Source organism: Kitasatospora sp. NPDC043950, assembly GCF_056435345.1.
On the sequence record NZ_JBWKER010000011.1, the window covers coordinates 50094 to 76151 of the forward strand.

21 protein-coding genes are annotated in these 26058 nt (G+C 74.4%); 7 read left to right on the top strand and 14 right to left on the bottom strand.

What is annotated here, in order from left to right; genetic code table 11:
* Nucleotides 1-38: 38 nt before the first annotated feature.
* From AC07BF_RS09945 to AC07BF_RS09960, 4 genes are all read right to left on the bottom strand, one after another.
* Nucleotides 39-797, bottom strand: a complete 759-nt coding sequence (locus AC07BF_RS09945) for an ABC transporter ATP-binding protein (protein ID WP_363579296.1) — start codon at nt 795-797, stop codon at nt 39-41.
* Nucleotides 794-1660, bottom strand: a complete 867-nt coding sequence (locus AC07BF_RS09950) for an ABC transporter permease (protein ID WP_478333191.1) — start codon at nt 1658-1660, stop codon at nt 794-796. Before AC07BF_RS09950 ends, AC07BF_RS09945 begins: the two co-directional genes overlap by 4 nt.
* Nucleotides 1657-2685, bottom strand: coding sequence for an NrtA/SsuA/CpmA family ABC transporter substrate-binding protein (locus AC07BF_RS09955; RefSeq protein ID WP_363579300.1), 1029 nt, complete (start codon nt 2683-2685; stop codon nt 1657-1659). The genes AC07BF_RS09950 and AC07BF_RS09955 overlap by 4 nt, the downstream gene beginning before the upstream one ends.
* A gap of 112 nt (nt 2686-2797) precedes the next feature.
* Nucleotides 2798-3820 carry an ABC transporter substrate-binding protein gene (locus tag AC07BF_RS09960; protein ID WP_363627552.1) on the bottom strand — a complete coding sequence of 341 codons (1023 nt, stop codon included), beginning with the start codon at nt 3818-3820 and terminating at the stop codon, nt 2798-2800.
* A gap of 504 nt (nt 3821-4324) precedes the next feature.
* Here AC07BF_RS09960 and AC07BF_RS09965 point away from each other — a divergent pair.
* Complete coding sequence (locus AC07BF_RS09965; RefSeq protein WP_363579304.1) at nt 4325-5107, top strand: IclR family transcriptional regulator; 783 nt, start codon at nt 4325-4327, stop codon at nt 5105-5107.
* A gap of 81 nt (nt 5108-5188) precedes the next feature.
* Here the strand turns inward: AC07BF_RS09965 and AC07BF_RS09970 are convergent, their stop codons facing one another.
* The 5 genes from AC07BF_RS09970 to AC07BF_RS09990 all read right to left on the bottom strand — a co-directional run bounded on the left by AC07BF_RS09970 (nt 5189) and on the right by AC07BF_RS09990 (nt 11408).
* On the bottom strand, nt 5189-5875 hold the full coding sequence (locus AC07BF_RS09970; RefSeq protein WP_478333222.1) for a winged helix-turn-helix domain-containing protein: 687 nt from the start codon (nt 5873-5875) through the stop codon (nt 5189-5191).
* 1019 nt (nt 5876-6894) lie between these two features.
* Nucleotides 6895-7443 carry a GTP-binding protein gene (locus AC07BF_RS09975; RefSeq protein WP_478333223.1) on the bottom strand — a complete coding sequence of 183 codons (549 nt, stop codon included), beginning with the start codon at nt 7441-7443 and terminating at the stop codon, nt 6895-6897.
* A 121-nt stretch (nt 7444-7564) separates the two neighbouring features.
* Nucleotides 7565-8104: a DUF742 domain-containing protein gene (locus AC07BF_RS09980; RefSeq protein WP_478333192.1), complete on the bottom strand. Its 540-nt coding sequence runs from the start codon at nt 8102-8104 to the stop codon at nt 7565-7567.
* A gap of 8 nt (nt 8105-8112) precedes the next feature.
* Nucleotides 8113-8532, bottom strand: coding sequence for a roadblock/LC7 domain-containing protein (locus tag AC07BF_RS09985; protein ID WP_063349983.1), 420 nt, complete (start codon nt 8530-8532; stop codon nt 8113-8115).
* Entirely contained in the window at nt 8529-11408 is a 2880-nt protein-coding gene (locus tag AC07BF_RS09990; protein WP_478333193.1) for a sensor histidine kinase, read from the bottom strand. Before AC07BF_RS09990 ends, AC07BF_RS09985 begins: the two co-directional genes overlap by 4 nt.
* Before the next feature lie 548 nt (nt 11409-11956).
* On the opposite strand from AC07BF_RS09990, the gene AC07BF_RS09995 reads away from it, so the two are divergent.
* Together AC07BF_RS09995 and AC07BF_RS10000 are read left to right on the top strand one after the other, a co-directional pair.
* Nucleotides 11957-13870, top strand: coding sequence for an AMP-dependent synthetase/ligase (locus AC07BF_RS09995; protein WP_478333194.1), 1914 nt, complete (start codon nt 11957-11959; stop codon nt 13868-13870).
* 258 nt (nt 13871-14128) lie between these two features.
* Nucleotides 14129-15355 (top strand): polysaccharide deacetylase family protein, encoded by a 1227-nt coding sequence (locus tag AC07BF_RS10000; protein ID WP_478333224.1) that lies wholly within the window; start codon nt 14129-14131, stop codon nt 15353-15355.
* 82 nt (nt 15356-15437) lie between these two features.
* Here the strand turns inward: AC07BF_RS10000 and AC07BF_RS10005 are convergent, their stop codons facing one another.
* Nucleotides 15438-15812, bottom strand: a complete 375-nt coding sequence (locus AC07BF_RS10005; RefSeq protein WP_400804980.1) for a hypothetical protein — start codon at nt 15810-15812, stop codon at nt 15438-15440.
* Between the two features lie 312 nt (nt 15813-16124).
* Between AC07BF_RS10005 and AC07BF_RS10010 the strand changes: the two genes are divergently transcribed.
* The gene (locus AC07BF_RS10010; RefSeq protein ID WP_478333195.1) at nt 16125-17015 is read left to right on the top strand and encodes a nitroreductase/quinone reductase family protein; all 891 of its coding nucleotides are present in this window, start codon (nt 16125-16127) and stop codon (nt 17013-17015) included.
* Nucleotides 17016-17123: 108 nt separating this feature from the next.
* Here the strand turns inward: AC07BF_RS10010 and AC07BF_RS10015 are convergent, their stop codons facing one another.
* From AC07BF_RS10015 to AC07BF_RS10025, 3 genes are all read right to left on the bottom strand, one after another.
* Nucleotides 17124-17921, bottom strand: coding sequence for an SGNH/GDSL hydrolase family protein (locus tag AC07BF_RS10015; protein ID WP_400325800.1), 798 nt, complete (start codon nt 17919-17921; stop codon nt 17124-17126).
* 485 nt (nt 17922-18406) lie between these two features.
* A complete protein-coding gene (locus tag AC07BF_RS10020; protein ID WP_363579315.1) occupies nt 18407-19105 on the bottom strand; it encodes a hypothetical protein in 699 nt (232 codons plus the stop codon).
* A 205-nt stretch (nt 19106-19310) separates the two neighbouring features.
* Nucleotides 19311-20195 (bottom strand): hypothetical protein, encoded by an 885-nt coding sequence (locus tag AC07BF_RS10025; RefSeq protein ID WP_363579317.1) that lies wholly within the window; start codon nt 20193-20195, stop codon nt 19311-19313.
* Between the two features lie 485 nt (nt 20196-20680).
* Between AC07BF_RS10025 and AC07BF_RS10030 the strand changes: the two genes are divergently transcribed.
* Together AC07BF_RS10030 and AC07BF_RS10035 are read left to right on the top strand one after the other, a co-directional pair.
* Nucleotides 20681-21850 carry an exonuclease SbcCD subunit D gene (locus tag AC07BF_RS10030; RefSeq protein WP_363579319.1) on the top strand — a complete coding sequence of 390 codons (1170 nt, stop codon included), beginning with the start codon at nt 20681-20683 and terminating at the stop codon, nt 21848-21850.
* Complete coding sequence (locus AC07BF_RS10035) at nt 21847-24900, top strand: AAA family ATPase (protein WP_478333196.1); 3054 nt, start codon at nt 21847-21849, stop codon at nt 24898-24900. The genes AC07BF_RS10030 and AC07BF_RS10035 overlap by 4 nt, the downstream gene beginning before the upstream one ends.
* Nucleotides 24901-25033: 133 nt before the next feature.
* Here the strand turns inward: AC07BF_RS10035 and AC07BF_RS10040 are convergent, their stop codons facing one another.
* On the bottom strand, nt 25034-25261 hold the full coding sequence (locus AC07BF_RS10040) for a hypothetical protein (RefSeq protein WP_363627559.1): 228 nt from the start codon (nt 25259-25261) through the stop codon (nt 25034-25036).
* Between the two features lie 153 nt (nt 25262-25414).
* Here AC07BF_RS10040 and AC07BF_RS10045 point away from each other — a divergent pair, with 153 nt between their 5' ends.
* Entirely contained in the window at nt 25415-26020 is a 606-nt protein-coding gene (locus AC07BF_RS10045) for a DUF1990 family protein (RefSeq protein ID WP_478333197.1), read from the top strand.
* The last annotated feature ends 38 nt before the right edge of the window (nt 26021-26058 follow it).

A 26058-nucleotide genomic window follows, 5' to 3' on the forward strand; every position in this document is an offset into this window, starting at 1 on the left:
GGCGTTATCGAGGACGGTTCGGTGGGGCCGATTACGGGTCAGTGGACGCCGAGGTCGGCCAGCAGTCGGCGGCGCAGGTCGGCGAAGGCCGGGTCTGCGGGGTCGCGGGGGTGGTCGACGGCGACCGGCTCGTCGCGCACGAGCAGGCCGTCGCGCAGGACGGCGACGCGGTCGGCGAGCCGGACGGCCTCCTCCACGTCGTGGGTGACCAGCAGCACGGCGGGGCGGTGGCGGCGGACGAGGTCACCGACCAGGTCCTGCATGCGCAGTCGGGTGAGCGCGTCCAGTGCGGCGAACGGCTCGTCGAGCAGCAGCAGTTGGGGTTCGCGGACGAGGGCCCTGGCGAGGGCGACGCGCTGCGCCTCGCCACCCGAGAGGGTGGCCGGCCAGGCGTCGGCGTGCTTGTCGAGGCCGACCTCGGCGAGCGCCTTGAGTCCGGTCTCCCGGGTGGCGGCGCCGCGCGGCAGGCCGACCGTGACGTTGGCCAACACCCGCTTGGACGGCACGAGTCGGGGCTCCTGGAAGACCACCGTTCGCACCGGCGGGACGAGTACGGTGCCCTCGTCGGCCCGGTCGAGCGCGCCGAGGATGCGCAGCAGGGTGGTCTTGCCGGTGCCGCTGGCGCCCAGCAGCGCGACGAACTCGCCCCGGGCGATGGAGAGATCGACGCCGTCGAGGACGGCCCGGGTGCCGAACACCCGTCGCAGGCCCCGCAGGTGGACGGCCGGAGCCGCGGTCGCGGGCGCGGAGGTCGCAGGCGCGGAGGCGGCAGAGGTCGCGGAGGTAGCGGTGCTCATCGGGCTGCCCCCTGGACGGCCTGGCGCCACGGCATCAGGAGGCGTTCCAGGACCCGGACGACCGCGTCGGCGGTAAGGCCGAGCAACCCGTAGATCAGGATGCAGACGGCGAGGATGTCGGTGCGCGAGTAGTTCTGCGCCTGGGCCATCAAGTATCCGATCCCCTCGGTGGAGTTGATCTCCTCGGCGGCGATCAGGGCGATCACGCTGAGCGTCATCGACAGCCGCAGGCCGGACAGCAGGGCGGGCAGCGCGCCGGGCAGGACGACGGTGCGCACGATGGCCCAGCGGCCGAGCCCGAAGCTGCGCATCGCCTCTACCAGCTTGCGGTCGGTGTTGCGGACGCCGCCGGAAGCGGACACGTACATCGGGAAGCTGGTGGCGACGCCGATCAGGGCGACCTTCGCGGTCTCGGTGATGCCGAACCACACCATGAACAGCGGGACCAGCGCCAGGAACGGGACGGTGCGCAGCACCTGGATCGCGGAGTCGAGCAGTTCCTCGCCGAGCCGGGTGAAGCCGGTGACCACGCCGAGCACCAGACCGGTGGTCGCGCCGAAGAACAGGCCGAGGCCGGCCCGGGTGAGGGAGACCCCGAGGGCATCGGCGAGCTGGCCGTTGCCCCACAACTCGCCGACGGCTTCGGCGACCTGGGCGGGTGAGGCGAGGACGTCCTGGGTGAGGGCGCCGGTGGCGGAGGCGAGCGCCCAGCCGCCGAGCAGGGCGAGCGGGCCCAGGGTGCGCAGGATCACGGCGAGGGCGCGCGGGCGGGGTCGCCGCCGCCTGGTGTGCGGGGTGACGAGTCCGGCGTCGAGGGCGGTTCGGGTCTCGTCGGTGGCGCGTTCGGGGGCGGCGGTGGTCACTTGGCACCGTCCCCGAGCTTGTTGATGTCGATCAGGTACGGCTTGACGTCCACGAGTTGCTTGGTGACCTTCTGGTCGGCGAAGAACCGGGCGACGGTGCCGAAGCGGGCGGTGTCGGCGTCGGAGATGGCCTCCGCGGCGGCGCCCTGCCCGCTGACGTTCACCGCGATGTCCTTCTCGGCGGGGGTGACGGCGGTCGGGCCGGAGTCGGTGAAGACGTTGAGGTAGGCGGCCGGGTCCGCCTTCTCCTTGAGGCCGTTCTCGCGCAGGTAGGTGTAGAAGGTCTTGACCACCTCGGGGTGCTTGTCGGCGAAGCCGTTGCGGACGGCCCAGACGGCGTAGTTGTCGGAGCCGACCTCCTTGCCGTTGGCCAGGAAGTGCGCCCCGGCGTTGGCGATGGTGGGCGTGGAGAAGGTGTTCCAGGTCGCCCAGGCGTCCACCTGGCCGGAGTTGAAGACACCTGCCGTCTGGTCGGCGCGCAGGTAGACCCGTTCGACCTTGTCGGCCGGGACGCCGTTCTTCTCCAGCGCCTTGAGCAGCAGGTACTCGCTGGTGCCGCCCTGGGAGACGGCGACCTTGCGGCCGACCAGGTCCTGGACGGACTTGATGGGCGAGTCGTTCTTCACCAGGATCCCTTCGCCGACGCCGTCGGGCGCGGTCTGGGCGAACAGCTTGAAGCCGGGCTTCTGGGCGAGCGCGGCGACGGCCGAGGTGATCGAGCCCTGGGCGACGTCCAGTTGGTCGGCGGACAGGGCCTGTGCGGCCGGGGCGAACGGGCCCGCGCTGCCGGTCCAGGCGACCTTCGCGTGGACGGCGGCCAGAGCCTTGTCCAGCGAGCCGTCCTTCTTGCCGCGGGCGAGGAACCCGTTGTTTCCGGGGTCGGGCAGGCGGAGCACCACGTCGGCCTTGCCGCCGGCCCCGCCGTCGGCGGAGGCCTTGGCCCCGTCGGCGGACGAGCCGCAGGCGGCCAGTGCGGTGGAGGCGAGCAGCGCGGTGGCGGCGAGGGCGAAGCGGGGGGTCTTCACGGGGTCTCCAAACGAAGGACAGCTGACAAGTGACAACTTTCGAAATCTGTTATCTGAAATCTGTCTGCTGAAATCTGTTAGTTGTGATCTGTCAGCCGGCGGTCGACGGCGCTCAGCCGCCCACCGCGGCGCGGCGCCGTTCACGCAGCAGCTCGCGGGCGGCGCGCAGTGGTTCCGGGTCGGCCCAGCCGGGGATGTCGACCGGGGCGGCGAGGAATCCCCGCTCCCCGAGGAATCGTTCCTGCTGCGCCAGCAGCTCCAGGCGCTCCGCCGAGAGGTCCAGGTGCAGGGTGCGGTGGCTACCCGGCGCGTACGCCCCGGCCACGCCCTCGACGCCCGCGCCGGTCTCGGCCCGCAGGATCCGCACCACCTCCGCCGGGTGCTCGGCCGCCCAGTCGGCGGCCTCCAGCAGAACGGCGAGGAAACGGGCGACCAGCTCCGGCTGCTCGTCCAGCAGTTGCTGGTGGACGGTGACCGGCCGGGGCGTCCCGTTGTTGACCCGGGCCCGGCGGTCCGGCACCGCGTCCAGCTCCACAGCCACCTCCGCCCCGACCCGGCGGGCCGCCTCGACGGCGAGCGCCCCCTTCACGTACACGGCGTCCACCACCCCGTCCCGCAGCGCGGCCAGCTCGCCGGCCCACTGCCCGCCGCCGGGTAGGCCCGGGACGTCGACCAGCTCGGCATCGTCCAGCGTGAGCCCGGCGAGGCCGAGGGCGCCACGGAAGCCGGCCAGGGCCATCGCCCGCCAGAAGTCGATGCCGATGTCATGATGTGGGACCGCCAGCCGCAACCCGCGCAGGTCGCCGGGGTCGGTGATGCCGCTGCCGGCCCGGACCAGGACCACCTGGCGCTCCTCGATCCAGGTGAGGCCGACCAGCCGGGTCCGCTCGCCGTGCGAACGGGCCCACAGCGCCGGGACGTTGCCGCCCTCGCGGAACAGTCCGGTGAGCGCGTGGGTGTAGTGGTGGTCTGCGGCCACCTCCGGCGGGGCGTCCTGGAGCGAGCGGACGGCGATACCGTCGGCTGCGAACTCGCGGGCGAGCCAACCCTGGTCGGCGGCGATCCCGGTGGCGGTGGGCACCGGGCAGCGGGTGAACCAGAGGGTGTCGGGGGCACTGGGGGAAGGGCTGGGCACGGGGTGTGGTCCTCTGCGGAGGGGGCGGGTTCGGCGGGCGCCGGAAGGCTACGGGTCTGGGCACGCCGCGCGGGTCACGGGGCCCACGGCGTCGGGGAGTTGCACGAGATGGCGAGGCGGGCGGGTCGGGCGGGTCGGGCGTGTCGGGCGAGACGGGCGAGGCCGTGAGTCGCGCGAGGCGGGGAACGCCGGACGGTGCGGCGCGAGGGGAGCGTCAGCGACAACACGCGCAGGAGGCGGGGCACCGGTGGATCGTCACGGCGTCGCTCCTTCCTGCGGGTCGGGGTTGCGGGTGGTGCGCCGGGCGGCGGGCGTCCGGCGCGATGTGAGGAGCGTTCCACGACGATCGAGCCGGAGGCAAGGTTTTGCCACATGGTGGGATCACTTGTTCATCAACGCCATTCCATTGCAACGTCGTCGACACAATCCCGCAGCACTCGCTGCCCTACGCTGAGACTCCTCCCGGTGATCCAGCCGGATTCCCGAACCGAAACGCGAGGTGCCATGGCCGAGGCCGCCACCGCCGTCCAGGGCCCGCCGGCCGGTGCGCAGGCCGTCCAGCGTGCGCTGGGGCTGCTGCACTGCTTCCACGACAACGGCCCCGACCTGAGCGCCTCCGACCTGGCCCGCCGGATGGACCTCTCGGTCTCCACCGCGCACCGGCTGGCCCGGACGCTGGTGAGCGCCGGCTTCCTGGAGCAGGACGAGCAGACCGCGCGCTACCGGCTCGGCCCGGCGGTCGCCGAACTCGGCCAACTCACCTTCCACCAGCGCGGACTGCACCTGGCCGCACCCGAGTTGGACAGGCTGTCCCGACGCACCGGTGCGACCGCAGACCTCGCGATCCGCAGCGGTCCGCACGCGGTCATCCTGGTGGGGGCCTCCGTCCGCCCGGACACCGGCCTCGGGCTGCGCCGGCCACTGCACTCCACGGCGCTCGGCAAGGTGCTGCTGGCCTGGCCGCGCCCGGGTGAGCCGGCGGTGTCGGCGCTCGGCCCGCTGCCGTCGTTCACCGACCGGACGATCACCGAACCGGCGCTGCTCGACGAGGAGTTGGCGAAGGTCCGGAGCTCCGGGTACGCACTCAACGACGGCGAGTCGGCTGCCGGAGTGCGGACGGTGGCCGTGCCCGTCCTGGACGGCACCGGGCAGGCCCGGTTCGCGCTGGCCGTCCGCTCGACCCCGGCGCACCTGACCGACGACCGCCTGGACTGGTTCCTGGGCCACGCCCGCACCTGCGCCGACGCACTCGCCGTCCTGCTGCTGCCGCCCGACCAGCGTGCCTGACGTCACGTCACAATGCCGCAGCGGGCTGCCCGTTCCACGAGGTCACGGGCAACCCGCCGCGGCAGGAGGTTCAGTGGCCGATCAGCCGGCCGGGGTGTACTTGTAGCCGACCCGACGGACCGTCACGATCGTGTCGCGGTAGACCGGTCCGAGCTTGCGGCGCAACCGGGCGACGTGCACGTCGACCGTGCGGCCGTCGCCGACGTGGCCGTAACCCCAGACCGCCGAGACCAGGTGGTCCCGGGTGTGCACCCGCTGCGGGTGCTCGGTGAGGTGGGCGAGCAGCTCGAACTCCAGGTAGGTGAGGTCGAGCAGCCGCCCGTCGACGTAGGCGTTGCGCCGCTCCGCATCGACGGCGATGCCGCGCCCGGCCGGTCGGACCGGACGGACACCGCCCTGTGCGGGCACACTCACGGGCGCACCGGCGTGCTGCGCAGCCGAGGGCCCGCCGAGGGACGCACCGGGAACCGCCGCCACCGGGCTGTCGGCCGGCACGAGCACCAGGTACCCGACCATCGGGTTCCCGGTACCGGCGCCGAACTGTGTGCCGTACTGGGCGAGCAGACCCTGCGGCAGCGCGCCCTGCGGCAGGGCGGCGACGACGGTCGCGCCCTCGGGCAGCGCGGCGAGCAGGGCAGCCGGCGCGGCCGGGAGGACCGCGCCCGGCTGGGGTGCGACGCCCGCGCCCGCCGGACGGGACGGGGCCGCATGGGAGGACCGGACCGCTCCCCCGGGCCATCGCTCGGCGGCCGGCGAGCCGTGCGACAGCGGGGAGGCGGAGGAGCCCGGCGCGCCGGAGAGGCCGGACCCGGCCGGGAGGACGCCGGGGACGGAACGGACCGCGCGCAGGTGCGGGGTCGCGGAAGGCAGGGGCAGGGTGGCCGTGGATGAAGAAGACATGGTGTGCCGCTCATTTCGCGCGTGACGGACGGGGTGGAGTCGTCTGCGCGTCGACCGGGCGTACTGCCGGGCTGATCCGGAATCAGCCTGCGGAGGGCCGGGACGCGCTGGGCGAGCCCGGACACGTCTGATCGAACAGGTGCGGCTGCCGGGACGGCCAGAACGGCTCAAGGTCGAGGTGACCCTGGTGGCTGTCCCCGGCGCGGTTCGCGCGCCCGTTCCACCGCCTGGCCGGTCCACCGTCGCACAGCGCGGAGGCCGCCCCGGTCGAGCGGGGACGGCCGGCGATGCCGGGGGCGGGGCTGGTGCAGGCGATGTTCACTGGTGGTCTCTCCGCGAGGCGGGTCCGGATCGGCGGTCGCGGGCACGCCGGATGGGGCGGGTCCGCTACGGCCTGGTCGACGGGATTGGCGGTGCGTCAGACGGCGGCCGGGTGGGCCGGGATCGTCGGGGACGTACCGGGAAGGGGCCGGCCGGTCACCGACAACAGGCGCTGCAGATCAGCGCCTGGTCGATGTAGCGGCGGACGGTGAGCACCGGCGTGACGGGGGCGGGATCGGTCGTGGCACGTTGCTGGCCGACGGTCATCCTGCTGCCCTCCCCCTTGCTCTGCACAATGGCGCGTCGTCGTCGATGCGCGCCTTCGTGAACGGAACGTTTCCGGCCCTCCCGACGGCATGGCCGGGCGGCTTTCGTGCCCAGAGCCTTCCACGCCGGGCCGGTCTAGGCAACCTTCGGCACACCGAACGTCCGGGATGCGGACAACCGAATGAGACGTCGGGTGGCTCGGAGGCTCTGTGAAGCCTCTGTGCGGGTGCAGTGCCGAACCGGGGGCGCGGTGTCGTCAGACCGGGTCGCGGCGGCGCCAGGACCGGGGTGCGGCGGCGTCAGGTCCGGGCCGGGGCGCGGTGGCGACGGGCGGCGGCGTGCTCGACGAGCGCGACCAGGAGTTCCTTCCCGTCCTCCCGCAGGCGTGCGTCACACAGCAGCACGGGAATGTCCGGGTCGAGGTCGAGCGCGTCGCGGACCTCGTCCGGGGAGAACCGCTCGGTGCCGTCGAAGCAGTTCACCGCGACCACGAACGGGACGCCGCGCTGCTCGAAGAAGTCGACCGAGGGGAAGCAGTCGGCCAGCCGCCGGGTGTCCGCGAGCACCAGTGCGCCGAGCGCGCCGCGGGCCAACTCGTCCCAGACGAACCAGAACCGGTCCTGCCCGGGCGTGCCGAACAGGTACAGCGCGAGTCCGGGCCGCAGGTCGATCCGGCCGAAGTCCATCGCCACGGTGGTGGTGCGCTTCGCCTCCACGCCCGAGGTGTCGTCCACCGGGCGGCCCAGCTCGCTGAGCTCCTCCTCGGTGCGCAGCGGTCGGATCTCGCTCACCGAGCCGACCAGCGTGGTCTTGCCCGCGCCGAAGCCGCCCGCGACGAGGATCTTCACCGCGACGGCCGGGCCACCGCGCCAGCGCGGGTCGTTGGCGCGACCGCCGGAGCCGTGGCCGACGGGGGTGCCGGGAGTGCCGCCACCAGAGGTACCGCCGGCGGCGGCGCGGCCGTCGTGGTCAGAGCGCACGGAGTCCATTGATCACGTCTCGCAGCAGGCGCTCGTCCGGCAGCTCGGCGAGCGGAACGGGTCGGGTGACGCTGATCAGCTCGGCGTCGTAGAGGTCGCCGAGCAGCACCCGGACGACGCTGACCGGCAGGTCGGTGTAGGAGCCGAGTTCGGCGACGGACAGCGGCTCGCGGCGGCACCAGGCCAGGAGGGTCTGGTGCTCCGGGTCGAGGACGTGCGCCGGCACGGCCCCCGCGTTCGGCCCGGGCTCGGCGGCGGTGATCAGCGAGATCAGGTCGAACAGGCCGTCCTCGACCGGCCGGGTGCGGCCGCGGGTCATCGAGTAGAGCCGCACGACCGGGCCGGCCTCGTCGTCGAACCAGCGGTCGTCGGCAGGGGCATGCGGGTGGAGCAGGTCGGACTCGGCCCCGTCCTGGCCCATCTGCTCCGCCACCTCCCCTGCCGTACCTGCCGTCCCGGCCGACGCGGCCGACGCGGCCGAGCCGCCCGGCTCGGGCCGCCCCGCCGCCTCAGCCTTCGGATCCGCCATCGGACCACTCATCTCCCCGGCGGCGCGGCTTCGGTGCGCGGCTCGGCGGCCAGGTGCTCGCCGACCCGCTTGACCAGCAGCGCCATCTCGTAGGCGATCTGGCCGATGTCGGCCTCGGCCTCGCTCAGCACGGCCAGGCAGCTGCCGTCACCGGCCGCCGTGATGAACAGGAACGCCTCGTCCAGTTCCACCATCGTCTGGCGGACCCCGCCGACCTTGAAGTGCCCGCCGGCGCCCTTGGCCAGGCTGTGGAACCCGGCCGCGACGGCCGCCAGGTGCTCGGCGTCCTCGCGGTCGAGGTCGCGGGAGGCGCCGGTGGCCAGGCCGTCGCTGGAGAGGATCACGGCGTGCCGCAGGGCCGCGACGCGCCCCACCAGGTCGTCCAGGAGCCAGTTGAGGTCCCCGGACGGCTGCGTCGAAGTGGTCATGAATCAGTTCCTTCCGATGGAGCGGGTGGTGCAGGTGGTGCTGTTGGTACAGGTGCTGCCGATGGTGCAGGTGTTGCCCATGGTTCAGGTGTTGCCCTTGATGCAGGTGGCACGGGTCGTGCCGTGGGTGCGGGCGCCGGGTTCCGCCGGACGGGCGGACCGGGCGGCACCCGACGGGCGAGCGGCGCCCGGGCACCGTCCGACGGCGCGGACAGCGCCGCCGGGGCGGGTGCCGGACTGATCGCCCGCCGGGCGGGGTCCGGCGGCTGCCAGACGGGTACGGCGGCGGGTCGGGCACTCGCCGGGGCCGACCCGGACGTGGCGGCACCGCGCCCCCGGGTGAAGCCGCGCTGGAACGAGGCGAAGGTGGCCCGCGCCTCCTCGGGCGAGCGCTCACGCGCCCGCTCGGCCTCCTGGGCCTCCCGGGCCCGGCGGGCGGCGAGCGCGGCCTCGTCCTCGGGCCCGTGGTCGGTCCGGTCCCGGAGGCGCTCCTTCAGCTGTTCCTTGAGCTGCGGCGCGAGGTTCGCCTGCCGGACCCGCCGGGGCAGCCCGCCCTCGGTCCGCGGGCCTGCGACCAACGGCGGGTCCGCGGGCCCGTCGAGGACGGGAGCGGCCGTGGTCGGCTCGTCCCGACGGTGGCGCCCCGTCGCCGCACCGTCCTCGGTGTCCCTGGGCGGCGCGGGCACCAGCACCGGCCCGCCCTTGGTCCGCGAGGCCCGTCGCGGCAGCCCGCCCGGCGTCCGGGCAGGCTCGGACGTGGACGGCCGGGGACCGCCGCTGCCCCGGTGCCGCTCGTCCTCCCCCGCAACGGAACCGGCCCCGGACCCGGCACCGGCAGCGGCCCGAGCCGAGCCCTCCGCCGTACCGCCACCGCCACCGCCACCGCCACCACCGAGCGCGGGCACGGCGATCAGGTCGCGCTGTCCGCGCCGGACCGGGGCGGAGCGCTGTCCGGTGGGCGGCGGCTCGGGCAGGCCGTCCGGCGCCTCGGCGAGCAGTTCGCGCGGGATCAGCACGACCGCCGTCGTCCCGCCGTACGGGGACGGGCGCAGGTGGACCCGGATGCCGTGCCGCCGGGCCAGCCGGCTGACCACGAACAGGCCCAGCCGGTCGGTGTCGGCGAGGTCGAACTCCTGCTCCACAGCGAGGCGTTCGTTGATGTCGGCGAGGAGTTGATCGCTCAGCCCGAGCCCGCGGTCGTCGATCTCCAGCGCGAATCCGTGTGCCACCACCTCACCCTGGACGGTGACTTGGGTGATCGGCGGGGAGAACACCGCGGCGTTCTCGACGAGTTCGGCGATCAGGTGGGTGACGTCCGCGACGGCGCTGCCCAGCAGGCCGGTGCCGGGGAACGGCCGGACGATCACCCGGGCGTAGTCCTCGACCTCGCCGACCGCCGCGCGGACCACGTCCACCATCCGGACCGGCTTGCGCCAGGCGCGCCCGGGCGAGCCGCCGGCGAGGATGATCAGGCCCTCGGCGTGCCGCCGCATGCGCGTGGTGAGGTGGTCGACCTTGAAGAGGTCGGCCAGCTCGGTCGGGTTCTCGGTGCGGCGCTCCATGGTGTCGAGCAGGGTGAGCTGGCGGTGCAGCAGCACCTGACTGCGCCGGGCCAGGTTGACGAACACCGCCGAGACGCCGCGCCGCAGTTCGGCCTGTTCGACCGCCGCCTCGACGGCGGCCCGCTGGACGGCGTTGAAGGCCTGGCCGACCTGGCCTATCTCGGCTGCCCCGAAGCGTAGTTCGGGCGCCTCGGCCGCGACGTCCACCGCCTCGCCCCGGCGCAGCCGCAGCATGACGGAGGGCAGCCGGGCGCCGGCCAGTTCGTTGGCCGCGTTGCGCAGTCCGATCAGTTCGCGGGCGAGGCCGCGCCCGATCCGGAAGGAGATCAGCACCGACAGGACGACCGCGACCAGGCCGATCGCGCCGGCGATGCCGCCCCGCCAGAGCATCCCGATCGCGGCGGACCGTTCGCGCTCGCCGATCCCGTTGGCGATCCGGGTGTTGATCGAGGTGAGGTCGCCGAGCGCCCGGTCGGCGGTCTCCCGCCAGGAGTCGCCGTTGATCGCCTGGGCGACCCGCTCGGGGCCGCCGGCGCCGACGAAGTCCGCTTCGGCGCGGGCCAGCGCGGCCCAGGCCTCGCCACCGCGCAGGGCGATGTAGTCGGACTGGTCGGCGGGTTCGAGTTCGGCGATGTAGACGGTGAACAGGGCCTGCTGGTTGTGCAGGGCGTCCAGGGCGATCTGGTACTGCTCGGCGGTGGGCTTGGCGGCGCCGCCGCGCAGGCCCTCCATCGCCGCGTCCTCCTGCGCCAGGTACTCGCGGGCGCGCACCAGCTCGATCAGGATGGTTCCCTGGCGCGGGAGTTGGCCGGTCTGCCGGGCGACGTAGGCGGACCGGAAGCCGAACACCGGCTTGACCAGGTCGCTGTACTGCCCCAGCGCGAACTCCCAGTTGAGCGCGGAGCGGCCGACCTGCGCGCGCAGCGGTCCGATCTGGTCGGCGGCGGCGATGATCTGCAGGAAGCGGCCGCGCTGGGAGCTGGAGAGCTTGCCGCCCACGTGGTCCTTCTTCTGCCGCAGGACGTCGAGGCTACGATCGGTGGCGGCCTTGGCGTGTTCGTAGGCGTCCGTGGCGACCTGCGAGTTCGGGACGGCCAGTCGCTGGACGGCCGCGCGGCGCTCGTTCTGCAGATCGTCGGCGTACTGGTCGACCGGGGTCCCGAACTCCTTATACGTACGGCTGATCTCCAGCTGGCCCCAGACGTCTCCGGTGGTGGCGAAGGTCGCGTACACCCACAGCGCGGTGAGCGCGACGATGGGCACCAGGAGCAGCGCGATGATCTTCGCGCGGATCGAGCTGCTGCGCAGACGCATGGAGTCCTCGGTCGGGAAGTGCCAGGCGCGGACGGGGAGCGGTTCGGAGGAGCCGCGGGGCTCGGCCGGAAAAGGCTTGGGAAAGGGCTTCGGAAAGGACTTCGGGTGCGGGCTTCGGAGATCGGCTTCGGGGCTGGTCGGCGTGGATGGTGCGTCGTCGGATCGGGCCTGGCCGGGAGGCCCCCGGTCGCAGGTCTGCGAGAGCCTACTACGCCCTGACCACTCGTTCGAGGGTCGAACCAGTCCACTTCCCCGGCTTGCCCCGCACACGTCAGGATCGGGTCCCGGTCACTGCGGGCTCGCGTCCGGATCATCCGCCGCCGCCCGGTTTGCCCGATCACCGAACGCACGCGGTTCCTCCCCGGCGGCGACACCTTCCGCAGGGACCGGTGCCGATCTCGTCGCGTCACGGTCACAACCCTGGGCAGTGACAGGCCGATCCGATAGTTTCGCTCCACCTGCGCGGCCCGGCACCGCCGCCACGGCCTCCGGCGCCGACACCGGTTCCGGCGCGGGCAGTGCCGCCGCGAGACGCCAACGGGGGGAATGTGCGCGAGTTCACCACCCCCGCCGTGGCCGGGCCCGAAGCCACCGGAGGACTCGCCGACTCGCTGTACGACACCGCCGAACGCACACCGGACCTGGTGCAGCTGGCCCGCCGCGTCGGCCCGCCGGGCCCCGCTGACTCCGCCGGACCCGCCGAGCACCGCGACGAGCACCGGGACGGGCACCGGGACGGGCACCGGTTCGGGCACCGGGGCGAGTGGCGGGGCGTCACCGCGCGGGAGTTCCGCGACGAGGTGCTCGCCCTCGCCAAGGGCCTGCTCACCCGGGGCGTGCGCTACGGCGACCGGGTCGCCCTGATGTCCCGCACCCGCTACGAGTGGACGCTGTTCGACTACGCGCTCTGGTCGATCGGCGCGATCACCGTCCCGGTCTACCCCACCGCGGCGGCCGAGCAGGTGCGCTGGATCCTCGCCGAGACCCAGGCGGTGGCCTGCCTGGTCGAGGACGAGGACGCCGCGATGACGGTCGGCGCGGTCTGCGACGCGCTGCCCGACCTCACCGGCATCTGGCAGCTGGACCGCGACTGCGTCGCCGCGATCACCGAGGACGGCCGTGACGTGCCCGACTCGCTCGTCCACCGCCAGCGGCTCGGCGTCACGGCCGGGAACGTCGCCACCGTCGTCTACACCTCGGGCACCACCGGCCGCCCCAAGGGCTGCCTGATCACCCACGCCAACCTGGCCGCCGAGGCCGACGCGCTGCTCGGCGGCTGGCGGGAGGCCTTCCACGACACCGGCGGCGGACAGCCGTCCACCCTGCTGTTCCTGCCGCTGGCACACGTCTACGGGCGGGCCGTGCAGGTCGCGGCGATCCGCGGCGGCTTCCGGATCGGACACGTCCCCGAGGTCTCCACCGACGCCCTGCTGCCCGCGATGGAGTCCTTCCGGCCGACCTTCCTGCACGTCGTCCCGTACGTCTTCGAGAAGATCTTCCAGCAGGCCCGGCGGGCCGCCGAGGACGCCGGGCGCGGCGAACTCTTCGAACAGGCCCGGCAGGTGGCCGTCGACTGGGCCGCCGCCCGGGAGCAGAAGGCGTTCGGGCGCGGACCCGGGCCCAGCCCCAAGCTGCGGCTGCGCCACCTCGCCTACGAGCGGACCGTCTACCAACGGCTGCGGGCCGTACTCGGCGGCCGGGTGCGCAGCGTGATGTGCGGCGGCTCCGCGCTGCGCCGCGAACTCGGCCTCTTCTTCACCGGCGCCGGCCTGCACCTGTACGAGGGCTACGGGCTGACCGAGACGTCCGCCGCGATCACCGCCAACCCGATCGGGCGGCAGAAGCTGGGCACGGTCGGGCATCCGCTGCCGGGCTCGTCGGTGGCCCTCGCCGACGACGGCGAGGTCTGGGTGCGCGGCGGCTCGGTCTTCGGCGGCTACCTCAACCACCCGCAGTGCACGGCGGAGTCCCTGATCGACGGCTGGTTCGGGACGGGCGACCTGGGCCGGCTGGACGAGGACGGCTACCTGACCATCACCGGCCGCAAGAAGGACCTGATCGTCACCAGCAGCGGCAAGAACCTGGCCCCGTCGGCGCTGGAGGAGCGGGTGGCCGCGCATCCGCTGGTCTCCCAGTGCCTGGTGGTGGGCGACGACCGCCCGTACGTGGCCGCGCTGATCACGCTCGACCCGGCGGCGCTGGCGCACTGGTTGAAGACGCACGGGCTGGAGCAGCTGGACCCGTGGGCGGTGCTCGCGGACGAGCAGTTGCACACCGAGGTCCAGCGCGCGGTGGCGGCGGCGAACACGGCGGTGTCGCGGGCCGAGTCGATCCGCGCGTTCCGGCTGCTGCCCCGCGAGTTCAGCCAGGACCAGGGGCTGCTGACGCCCTCCCTGAAGCTGCGCCGGGCGGCGATCGCCGAGTACTACGCCGATGACATCGCGGAGTTGTACGTCCCCTGACGGATCGTCTTGTCCCTTTTGCGGCGGGTGCGGTGGGCTTCGGTTCACCGGCCGTTCCCTTGACGGGCCGATTGGTCCAGTCCATTGTTTCTCCTCGGTCCGAGTGCGGCGCACCATCCGCTCCCGCCCCTCCGGGAGCACCCAGGTCCCGCGAGCCCGGTTCCAGGGGCCCGACCCAAGGCCCCGGTTCCAGGGTTCCGATTCCGCCACGCCCTCCCCACGGGCGTGTCCCCCACATGCAGGAGTCCTCTCGTGTCGATGTCCACGCGCCCGTCCGCGCGCCTGTCCACGCGCCAGTTCACGCGCCTGTCCGCGCGCCAGTCCACGCGCCAGTTCACGCGCCTGTCCGCGCTGGCCGCCTCCGTCGCGCTGCTCACCGCCTTCGCCGCCCCGGCGGCCTCCGCCGCCCCCGGGCCCGCCCCGGCCGGCGCCCCGAGCGGTCCGAGCACCCCGAGCGGCCCGACCGTCAACCTGGCCACCAACCCCGGCTTCGAACTGCCCGTCCCCGACCTCTCCGACTGGGGCGCCGTCCCCGGCTGGAAGTGCACCGGCGGCCCGGCCGAGGCCGCCGTCACCACCACCGCCGCGCACTCCGGCGCCTCCGCACTCACCGTCACGCCGGCCACCGCCGACTCCACCGGCGAGTGCGCGCAGACCGTGGCCGTCCAGCCCAACACCACCTACACCGCCTCGGCCTGGGTCCGCGGCGCCTTCGTCTACCTGGGCGCCACCGGCACCGGCAGGGATGTCGCCCCGGCCTGGACCGAGACCACCGGCGGCGGCTGGCAGCAGCTCACCACCCGGTTCACCACCGGCCCGAACGCGCACAGCGTCCGGCTCTACGTCCACGGCTGGTACCAGCAGGGCCCGTTCTCGGTCGACGACGTCCGGGTGGACGGCCCCGCGCCCGCCCCGGCCGTGGCCGCCGGATCCGCGCCCACCAGCGACAAGGTCGTCTTCTTCACTGTCGACGACGGCTGGCAGCGCACCCCCGAGGCGGAGAAGTTCATCGCCGACCACCGGCTACCGATCACCGCCTTCCCGCTGCCGATGCCGGCCGGCACCGACCCCGACTTCTTCCGACGCGTCACGGCCGTGCCCGGCTCCTCCATCCAGGACCACAGCGTCTCCCACTCCGACCTCAGCAAACTGCCACTGGAGCAGCAGCAGATCGAGATCTGCGACGCCCGCGACGCCATGACCCGCCAGTTCGGCACCACGCCGGTGGCCTTCCGCCCGCCGTACTTCGCCTGGAACGCCGACACCCTCCAGGCCGCCGCCAACTGCGGCATCCGCACCGTGCTCACCGCCGACGCGGACTTCAGCTGGGGCGCGTCCAACATCTGGCACCCGGGCCTGTTGCAGCCGGGCGACGTCGTCCTGATGCACTGGACCGACACCCTCGCCGCCGACCTCCAGCGCGCCCTCGCCGCCGCTGACGCGGCCGGGCTCAAGCCGGCCGGCCTGGTCGACTACCTGCACTGACGCGTCGCCGTCGGCGGGCTCCCCAGGGCGCCCGCCGACGGGGGCACCCACTCACCGGGCTCCCGTCCACCGGCGGCCGGGATCAGCCGAAGACGTGCGCCATCCAGCCGCGCAGGCGCTCGTCGAAGTCGGCGGCGCCGGTGAAGTCGTTGGCCGGGATCACTCCGCCCTCGGCGTCTTCCTGCTCCTCCCAGCCGGCGGCGAGGTACTCGACGTCGGCCCAGCCGCCCCGGAACAGCACCACGTGCAGCTCGCCGCCGGACAGCGGGTCCACGACCTGGACGCCGACGGAGTCCGGGTCCGTGACGCGGGCGCGGTCCGTCTCCAGCGGCTGCGGCCACGGGGCCAGGGCGTCGCGCCAGGTGAGCGCGCCGACCCTCAGGCCGGCGGCCCGCCAGCGTACGGCCCGGGCGGCGATCCGCTCGGCGGCGTGGTCGAGGTCGACGATGCGCTCCACGACGGCGTTCCCTCCCCTTTCGTCGACGATCCCGGTCAGGGAACTTTCGTCGGCGATCTTGCTCGTTGACAGGGCGTCCGCGGCGTGGCTCTAATGGGGGCGTGCAGCGTGGCGCCGGCCACAGAGTAGTGGGCCGGCCGGCCGCCGGGCGAGCACCTTTTATCCGAGGGACGATGCGCGATGAGCACTTTCTCCGCTGCCCTGATCTGACGTAGGCGGTCACTGCGGTGTCCGCGTGCGCGCCCATGCACCGCGTGTGGCCGTGACTCCCAATCCCTGTAGGAGACTTCACCCACACTCATGTCCACACCCATGTCCACGAACCATGTCCACCAGTTCAACCAGAGCGTCATCGAGGAGTTCCGCGCCAACGGCGGGCGGGTGGGCGGCCCGTTCGAGGGCGGCGACCTGCTGCTGCTCACCACGGCCGGGGCCGGCTCGGGCAAGCCGCACACCGTGCCGCTCGGATACGTCCGGGCCGAGGGGCTGCTCCTGGTCGTCGCCTCCGCCGCCGGGGCGCCGGACCACCCGCAGTGGTACCGCAACCTGCTCGCCCGACCGGTGGTCCGGGTCGAACTCGGCTCCGAGGCGTTCGACGTGATCGCCGTACCCGCCGAAGGCGCCCGACGGGAGCGGCTGTTCGCGGCTGTCGTCCGGCAGGCGCCCGGGTACGGCGACTACCAGGCGAACACCGACCGGGAACTACCGGTGGTCGTCCTGGAGCAGCCCGAGACACCCGCGCGCGAGGTGCGCAGCCTCGCCGACAAGCTGTTGGAGGCGCACACCTGGCTGCGCGCGCAGCTACGCCACGTCCGGGAGGAGGCGCACTCGCACATCGCGGGCCGACCGGCCGGCCTCGGGCTCCAACTGCGCCAGCACTGCCTCGCCTTCTGCGAGGGGCTGACGCACCACCACGCCGGCGAGGACGCCGCGATCTTCCCCGCGCTCGCGCGCAACCACCCGGAACTGGCCGGGGTGCTGGAACAGCTGGGCGAACAGCACCTGGTGATCGGGCGGATCAGGGAGGAGCTGGTGGCGCTGCTGGCCGGGATCGAGGTCACCGAACCGGACCGGCTCCGGGCCGAGTTGGACCGGATGTCGGCCGAGCTGGAGGCGCACCTCGACTACGAGGAAGCGGAACTGCTGCCGACGCTCGCCGGGATCCCGTTCCCGCCGCTGCGGCCCGGTCCGGCCCGGGACTGAGACGCACGAATGCCGTCGGCCCCTCTCCCCGCGCTCGGGGAGAGGGGCCGACGGCCCGTGTGCCGGTTCGGCGGCGCCCTGAAGCGACGGCCTACCGGCGCGAAGCCGTTACGACTGGGTGAAGACCGGGAGGTAGCCACCGGATTGGCCGGCGGCCTTCGGGTGGTAGCTCTCGTCGACCGGCAGGGTGGCGCTGTTCAGCCAGGTGGTCTGCGAGCCGCAGATCTCGTGCTCGGTGAAGATGCTGCGCACGTCGCCGAAGCTGAAGCCGGCGTTGGCGACCCGCTTGGCGATGACCTCGTCCAGCGTGTCGGCGGCACCGTTGATCGCGGCGCGCTTGGTGTCACTGATGCCGAGGATGCAGCTGCCGCCGATCTTGTAGAGGTGCGGGTAACCCAGCACCACCACGTGGGCGTTCGGCGCCTTGGCGTGGATCGTCGAGTACACCTTGTCCAGCTGGGCGGGCAGGGTGTTGCGGGCGTAGTTCTGGGCCGTGCTGACGGCGCTGAGGCAGGTGCTGTCCGACTCCAGCACGCAGGTCTTCATGGTGTCGGCGAAGCCGGCGTCGTTGCCGCCGACCGACAGGCTGACCAGCGTGGTGCTGGAGCTCAGCGCGGAGATCTGGTTGCTGAGGACGTCTCCGGTTCTGGCGCCGGAACACGCGACGAACGAGAAGGACGACGGCGAGTGCGCGTTCTTCCACAGGTACGGGTAGGCGTTGGTGCTTCGCTTGCAGTTGCCGCTGTCGCTCAGGTAGCTGCCGGCACCGACACCGGCGGAGTAGGAGTCCCCGAGAGCGACGTAGTTGACGCTCGCCGCATTCGCGGATGACGCGGTGAACAACGTGGTCAGAGTGAGCAGAGCCGCTATCGCGGCAACGGACATGGCGCGAGCTGGACGGAGCATGGCACCTCCTGGTGTGGTATGGGTCACAGAAGTGATACCAGGCAGTAGGTGAACCGGGAAGCGCTCATGCCAAGGACATTGACGGGCTGTCCGACAACGCAGAAGTGAACCACCGTCCACAGGGCGTGAGTTGGCGCTGGTCAGCGCCGGTGTACGCCGACGGGCGTCGGTCATCGCGCGTAGACGGTGGTCGGTGAAAAAGTCAGCGAGTGGTCAGTTGGTAGTCAGGGCACGGCCAGGACACCGTTACGGCCCGGCCACCGCCGGGCCACCCGCCGTACGACGCGTCGCGGGGTGCCGGGGCTCGCCATGGCACAGCGCGCCGAGAACCGGCGCGAACCGGCGCGACACGAACCGACCCCGCACGAACCGACCCCGGGCGCAAGGGCGTCAGCGCACGCGGACTCCGACGCACGCGACTCCGGCTCGAAACCCTGACCACGGATCAGACGGACGGCGCCGGCACCCGGCAGCCCCTCCTCGGGCTACGCGAGGCCCGGGTGAGGCTCGCTCGGGCACACCGCATCCGGGTGGACGGCATCCGAGCAACCGGCGTCCGAGCACACCGCATCCGGATAGACGGCGCCGGGGAAGACCACGCAGCCCTCCACCGGCAGCTCCTCGATCGCCTCGTTCGCGGCGACCGGCACGCCGAGCCGGCGGGCGGCGGTGGCGACCGCCACCCGGGCCTGGCGCAGCCCGGGCGCGCCCCAGCCGAGCAGCTCGACGGCGAGTCCGGGCGCGACCAGCAGCCGCCGGTAGTGCCGGCCGGAGGCCGGGTCGGCCGCGCTCGGGCCGACCGCGCGCAGCGCCGCCGCCATCCGGACCCGCGCGCACTCGTGCCCGCCGTTGGCCGAGCCGACCCGGTCGTAGAGGTAACCGAGGTAGTACGGTCGGCCGATCACGGCCTGGGCCTCCTCGGCCGCCTCCCGAGCCAGCGCGGAGGCCGGATCCCCGGCGTCCTCCGGCTCCAGCGATCCGCCGGGGAGCGAGCAGATCCCGTCCCTGGGGTTGACCAGGGTCAGCACCCGCCCGTCGGGAGCGAACAGCCACCCCCAGGACTGCTTCACCGGCAGCCCCTCGGGCACCTGCTCGCCCGGCCGCCACGGCCACCCCGCCGTGGGACGCCGGCGCACCCTGCCGAGCAGCTCGGCGATCTCCGCGCTGTACTCGATCCGGCTCATGCGTCCCCCTCTCGCTGTCGGGCTCGCCGGACCGGCAGTGCGCGGGACGGACCTGCGGAGCACGGTACGGAGCGGAGCGGCCGGAGCGGCGGCGTGGGGCACCACGCGCTCCTGCTGTTGATCTTCTCCGAATCTTCCCCGAACAGGCGGTCGATGAACAGTCCCCAGCGCCGCATGGTGGATGACAGGGGTGGAAACCCCCTGATCACCCCAGCGGCCCACCCCCCTCCCCCGGCCCAGCCGAGCCGGGCTCCGGGAAGCCCGGCAGCGGGAAGCCCGGTCGCGGGACCACCCCGGGCGGGAACGGCAGCCCGCGCGCCGCGTCGTCGGCCAGCTCGTCGAACACCTCGTGCACCGTCATCGGCCGCAACCGCCCGCCGGCCAGCGCCCAACCGCGCACCCACGGCCCGTCCGAGGCCGGGGCCCCGGGCGCCGGGACGCCCGGATCGCCGTGCAGCAGCAACGCCCCCGCCCCACCACCGGCGACCCCCGCCGCCAGCGTGACGCAGAACGCCTCGGTGTCCCGCCCGGCGGGGTAGAGGCCGCCCGCCTCCACACAGACCTCCACCGCCGAGCTGAGCTGCTCGCCGTCCTCCGGGCCGTGGCAGCGCAGCGTCAGCAGGTGGCAACCCTCCCCCGCGCCCTCGGCCAGCGCGAGGTAGACCGACGTCACGTACCCCATCACCGCCGCCAGCCGCCGCTGCCCGTCCGGGTCGTCGCCGACCGCCTCCAGCAGGGCCACGCCCGCGACGGACATCCGCACCCGCGCCCGGTGGTCGTCCAGCAGGACCGGGAGCAGTTCGGCCAGCCGCTCCCCCGCGTAGACGAAGGGCTCCCCGGCCAGCTCCGGATCGCCCGCGTACGCGACCCGGGCGGCGGGCGTCCGGGGGTCGAGGCCGAGCGCCGTGCAGTAGTCCTCGTAGTCACCCGCCTCCAGGACCCGCAAGTGCACCTCCAGGCCCTGCGCGTGCAGGGCCCTCAGCTGCTCCTCCGAGCGCCGCAGGTACTCCTGGTGGGCGAGCCGGCCGAACAACCCGTACCGCGCGAGGCCGGCGAAGTCGGCCGCAGCCGCCGCCAGCGCGACCGCCACCGGCTGCGGCGGCGGAGCACCCCGGGCCCGCCCGCCGCGGCGCCCCCGCGCACCCGCCCCGCCCGCACGCCCTCCCGGCGGCCGGTCACCACCGGACGGCCGGGCCCCACCGGGAGCGCCCGGCCCACCGTCCGCCCCGGCCCGCCGCCCGGCGCGCAGCAGCACCCGCCGGCGGACCCGCGACCGCCCGAAGACATCCACGGCCCCGGAACACTCGGAACCCCCGGGGCCCCCACAACGCCCCGCACAACGCTCCGCAACCCCGGAGCCCTCACGACCCGACGACCACACCCGCATGGTTCCTCCCACCGACTAGCCCAGCACCGGACACCGCCGACGGCCCCGACCCCGGAACCGCCGACGTCGAGGAACATACACAGAGCCACTGACAATCCACCCCGAGTAATCGAACGCGCATGTCCCGAGACCCTCGGGTCTCCTGATCCGGACGGGACTGTCAGTACCGGACGTTAAGGTCGGGAACCATGCGACTGCTGCATACCTCCGACTGGCATCTGGGCCGCTCCTTCCACCGGGAGAGCCTGCACGACGCCCAGCGCGCGTTCCTGGACCACCTGGTGGACGTGGTCCGGGCCGAGCGCGTGGACGCCGTGCTCGTCTCCGGGGACGTGTACGACCGGGCGCTGCCGGGCCTGGACGCGGTCGCCCTGTTCGACGACGTGCTGCACCGGCTGGCCGGGCTGGGCGTGCCGACGGTGTTCATCAGCGGCAACCACGACTCGGCCCGCCGCCTCGGCGTCGGCGCCGGGCTGATCGGCCGGGCCGGCATCCACCTGCGCACCGACCCGGGCGAGTGCGCCGCCCCGGTGCTGCTGGCGGACGAGCACGGGCCGGTGGCGGTCTACGGGCTGCCGTACCTGGAGCCGACGCTGGTGCGCGAGCGGTTCGGGCTGGAGCGCGGCGGGCACGCGGCGGTGCTCGGCGCGGCGATGGACCAGGTCCGGGCCGATCTCGCGGCCCGCCCGGCCGGCACCCGCGCGGTGGTGCTGGCGCACGCCTTCGTCACCGGCGGGACGGCGAGCGACAGCGAGCGGGACATCGCGGTCGGCGGCGTCGCCTCGGTGCCCGCCTCCGTCTTCGACGGCGTGCACTACGCCGCGCTCGGCCACCTGCACGGCTGCCAGACCCTGGCCCCGCACCTGCGCTACAGCGGCTCGCCGCTCGCCTACTCCTTCTCCGAGGTGGACCAGCGCAAGACCATGTGGCTGGTCGACCTCGCGGCCGACGGCTCGGTCGCCGCCGAGCGCGTCGACTGCCCGCGCCCGCGCCCGCTCGCCACCCTGCGCGACAGCCTCGACGCGCTGCTCACCAAGGACGAGTACGCGCCGTACGAGCAGGCCTGGGTACAGGCGACGCTCACCGACGCGGCCCGCCCGAGCGAGCCGATGGAGAAGCTGCGCCGCCGCTTCCCGCACACCCTCCAGCTGCTCTTCGACCCCGAGGAGAGCGAGGCCGAGCCCTCCCGGTCGTACGCGGCCCGGGTCAGCGGCCGGGCCGACCTGGAGATCGCGGAGGGCTTCCTGCGGCACGTGCGCCCGGGTGCCGAGCCGGAACCGGACGAGCTGGGCTGGCTGCGCGCCGGGTTCGAGAGCGTCCGGGAGACCACCGACCGGAAGGCGGACCTGCCCCGATGAGGCTGCACCGGCTCACCGTCAGCGCGTTCGGCCCGTTCGCGGGCAGCGAGAGCGTCGACTTCGACGCGCTCGCCGCCGGCGGCCTGTTCCTGCTGCGCGGCGCCACCGGCGCGGGCAAGAGCAGCGTGCTGGACGCGGTCTGCTTCGCCCTCTACGGCGACGTCCCCGGCACCCGGCGGGCCAACCGGCTGCGCAGCGACCACGCCGAGGCTCGCAGGCTGACCGAGGTCCGGCTGGAGCTGACGCTCGGCGGGCGGCGGCTGCAGATCACCCGGCTGCCGGAGCAGCGGCGGCCGAAGAAGGTCGGCACCGGCACCACCGTCGAGCGGCCGCAGACCCTGCTGCGCGAGTGGGCCGCCGACGCGGGGGACGGCACGCCCGGCTGGCGGGCGGTGAGCAAGTCGCACCAGGAGGCCGGGGAGGAGATCCACCAGCTGATCGGCATGAACCGGGAGCAGTTCTGCCAGGTGGTGCTGCTGCCGCAGGGCGACTTCGCCCGCTTCCTCAAGGGCGACTCGGAGGAGCGCGGCAAGCTGCTGCGGCGCCTGTTCGACACCGAGCGGTTCCAGCACGTCGAGGGGTGGCTCGCGGAGCAGCGGCGCGTCCAGGAGGCCGCCGTCCAGGCCGGCCGGCGCCGCCTGCGGGATCTCGCCAGCAAGGCCGAGCAGGCGTCCGGCCCCGGCGCCGAGCCCGCAGAGGGCTGGGTGCCGGCCGAGGAGGACGCCGCCGACCTGACCGCCGGGGTGCTCGGCTGGGCGGCGATCCTGCGCAGCGGCGCAGCCGAACAGTTCACCGTCGCCGGGGAGGCGCTGGCGGGCGCCGAGGAGGCGCAACGCGCCGCCCAGGGCGAGCGAGCGGCCGCCGAGGAGCTGGCCGGGCGGCAGCACCGCCACCGGCAGGCGCTGCTCCAGGCCGACCGGCTGGCCGCGTTCGAGCCCGAGGCGGCCCGGGACGGCCGGCGGCTGGCGGCGGCGCAGGCGGCCGTCGGGGTGGAGTCCGCGCTGCGGCTGCACGAGGGCGCGGCCGAGGCGCACCGGCGGGCCCGGGAGGCCGAGCGCCGGCACCGCGAGGTGCTGGCCGGCGACGGCGGCGCGGGCAGCGCGGCCGCCGGGGGCCCGGCGCTGGCCGAAGCGGGGGCCGCCGAGCTGGCCGAGGCCGAACGGGGCCTGCGGGCCGGGCTCGTCCGGCTGGAGGCCGCCGGGGCGGAGGAGCGGCGCTGCGCCGAACTCGCCCGCGAGCAGCGGAGCCTGGACGAGGAGCGCCGGCGGGCCGACGAGTTCGCCGAGGAGGCCGAGGACTGGCTGGCCGAGTATGACGAGCGGCTCGGAGGCCTCCAGGAGGAGCAGAACCGGGCCCGGTCGGCGGGCGCGCTGGTCGAGCAACTCGACGGCCGACGGGTCGAGTTGAGCACCCGCCTGGACGCCGCCCGGGAGCGCGACGGCCTGCGGGCCGAGATCGCCGCCGCCGAGCCGCGCGCTGCCGCCCTGCGCACCGCCGCGCTGGACGCCCGCGAGTACGGCCTCGGCCTGCGCGAGCGGCGGCTGGCGGGCATGGCCGCCGAGCTGGCCGAGCAACTGCGCGCGGGCGAGGCGTGCCGGGTCTGCGGCTCGCCCGAACACCCGGCACCCGCCGAGACCGCCGACGGCCGGGTCGGCGCCGACGACGAGGAGCGTGCCCGCCGGGCCCAAGCCGTCGCCGAACAGGCCTGGACGGCAGCGGACCAGGCCCTCACCGCGCTGCGGGTCCGCGAGGCGACCGCCACCGGCGCGGCCGGGCCGGAGGGTGCCGACGCGCTCGCGCAGGCCCTCGCCGAGCTGGACCGCGAGCACCGCGAGGCGCTGCACTCGGCGGAGGCGCTCGGCCGGGTCGAGCAGGAGATCGCCCGCTTGTCGGCCGACCAGGACCGCCGGCTCGCCGAACTGCGCGAGGCCCGGGAGCGCGCCGCCGTCCGTACCGACCGGCTCCAGGCGCTCCAGCACGAACAGCACGAACTCGCCGCGCGGGTGGCCGCGGCCCGGGGCGAGGCGGCCTCCGTCGCCGCGCGGGCGGCCGCGCTGGAGCGGCTGGTCGAGCGGGTCGCCGCCGTGGCCGAGGCCTCGCGGGCCTGCGCGCAGACGCTGGCCCGGCTCGGGGACGCCGAGGTCGAGCTCGCCGAGGCCGCCGCCGCAGCGGGCTTCCCGAGCCCCGAGGAGGCCCTCGCCGTACTGCTCCCCCGCGCGGAGCGCGAGCGACTGGCGGCCCGGCTGGAGCGGCACCGAACCGAGTCCGCCGCCGTCCGGCACGAACTCGCACTGCCCGATCTGGCCGAGGCCGCGGCCCGTCCGCCGGTCGACCTGTCCGCCGCCGCGGCCGCGCTCAGCGCCGCCACCGACCGGCTGGGCCGGGCCCACGCCGCCCGCTCGGCGGCCGCCGAACGGTGCGCGGCACTGGCCTCGATCGGCCGGCAACTGGCGGACCTCGCAGCCGAGTTGGCCCCGGCGCTGGCCCGGTACGGGCGGATCAACCGGCTCGCGGCGCTGGCCGCCGGCACCTCCACCGAGAACCGGCTCCGGATGCGCCTGGAGTCCTACGTCCTGGCGGCCCGCCTGGAGCAGGTCGCGGCGGCGGCCAGCGACCGGCTGGTCCGGATGTCCGGCGGCCGCTACACCCTGGTGCACAGCGACGACCGGGGCACCGGCAACAAGCGCTCGGGTCTGGCCCTGCGGGTGGTCGACGCCTGGACGGGCACCGAGCGGGACACCGCGACGCTCTCCGGGGGCGAGAGCTTCTTCGCCTCCCTCGCCCTGGCCCTGGGCCTGGCCGACGTGGTCACCGACGAGGCCGGCGGCATGCCGCTGGACACCCTGTTCATCGACGAGGGCTTCGGCACGCTCGACGAGCAGTCCCTGGAGGAGGTGATGGACGTCCTCGACGGCCTGCGCGAACGCGACCGGGCGGTCGGCATCGTCAGCCACGTCGCCGACCTGCGCACCCGCATCCCCGCCCAGCTCCTGGTCCGCAAGGGGCGACGCGGCTCGACCCTGGCCCTGGCCGGGCGGGAGGACGCCTAGGGACCGCTCAGGGGCACTGCCAGCGGTCTTGAGGCGGCCTTCCGGTGCCTTCTGGGCCCTGCATCGCCGCAGGTCAACGGCTTGCGGGCACTGTCAAGCCGGTGGCATTGCGGCTAGGGCACACTGCGTCGCATCAGCCCGAACAGGCCACCCGCTGGGCCTGTTGCCAGGTGCAGACCGGGCAGAGCGTGCTGCCCGGGTGGTCGGCGGGCAGTTCGGTCGGCTCCCCGCACAGGACGCAGTCGGCCCGCGGCCCGGTCGACGCCGGATCGCGCACCAGCGCCGCCTGCGCCGCCTGCACCCCGCCGTCGGGGGCGAACTCGCAGACCGCCGTGTCCTCGTTCCTCGCGCTGTCGCTCATGCCGCCTTCCTACTCCGCCCCCGGCCCCCGCCGCAAGGCGCCGCCGGCCCGAGCCCGACCCGAGCGCCGGACCGCCCCGCCCCACGCCCCGCCCCCCTCCGCCCCGGGCGACCCGCCGGCGGCGGGCCCGCGACGCCCGGCTACGGTGACCGCATGGCCACCGACCTCCAGCGGCGCCTGCTCGCCGCCCGCGCCACCGCGCCCTCCTACCCCGAGGTCGGCGCCACCCGCGGCGGCCCGCTGCCGGACGGCTACGCGCACCTGCGGCGGCGGGTGCACCTGGGCCGCGGGCCGCAGGTGCTGGCCCGGGCCGGGCGGTACGTGCTCGGCTGGGGAAGCCAGCTGGGCACCGGCTTCGCCGTGTACCCGCACGCGCCGGCCGAGCCGGGGTCGACGGTGCTGCTGCGGCTGAGCCTGCCGGGCGGCCGGTGGCCCCGGCTGGTGATCCCGTGCCGGGTGGTGTGGACGGTCGAGGAGCCGGATCGGATCGGCTTCGCGTACGGCACGCTCCCCGGGCACCCGGAGTGCGGCGAAGAGGCGTTCCTGGTGTCCATGGACGCCGCCGGCGAGGTGTGGTTCGAGGTGTCGGCGTTCTCCCGGCTGACCGCCTGGTACGCGCGGCTGGGCCGGCCGGTCGCGCTGCTCTGCCAGTACCTGGCGATCGAGCGCTACCTGGCCGCGGTGGCCGCCGCCGTCGCCGTGGCCGAGCCGGCCGGGCCCGGGGGGGGGGGGGGGGCCCCCCTCCAGGCGGGAGCTTGATCAGACGAAAGAGCGTGCGGTCGAAGAAGTCCGTCCAC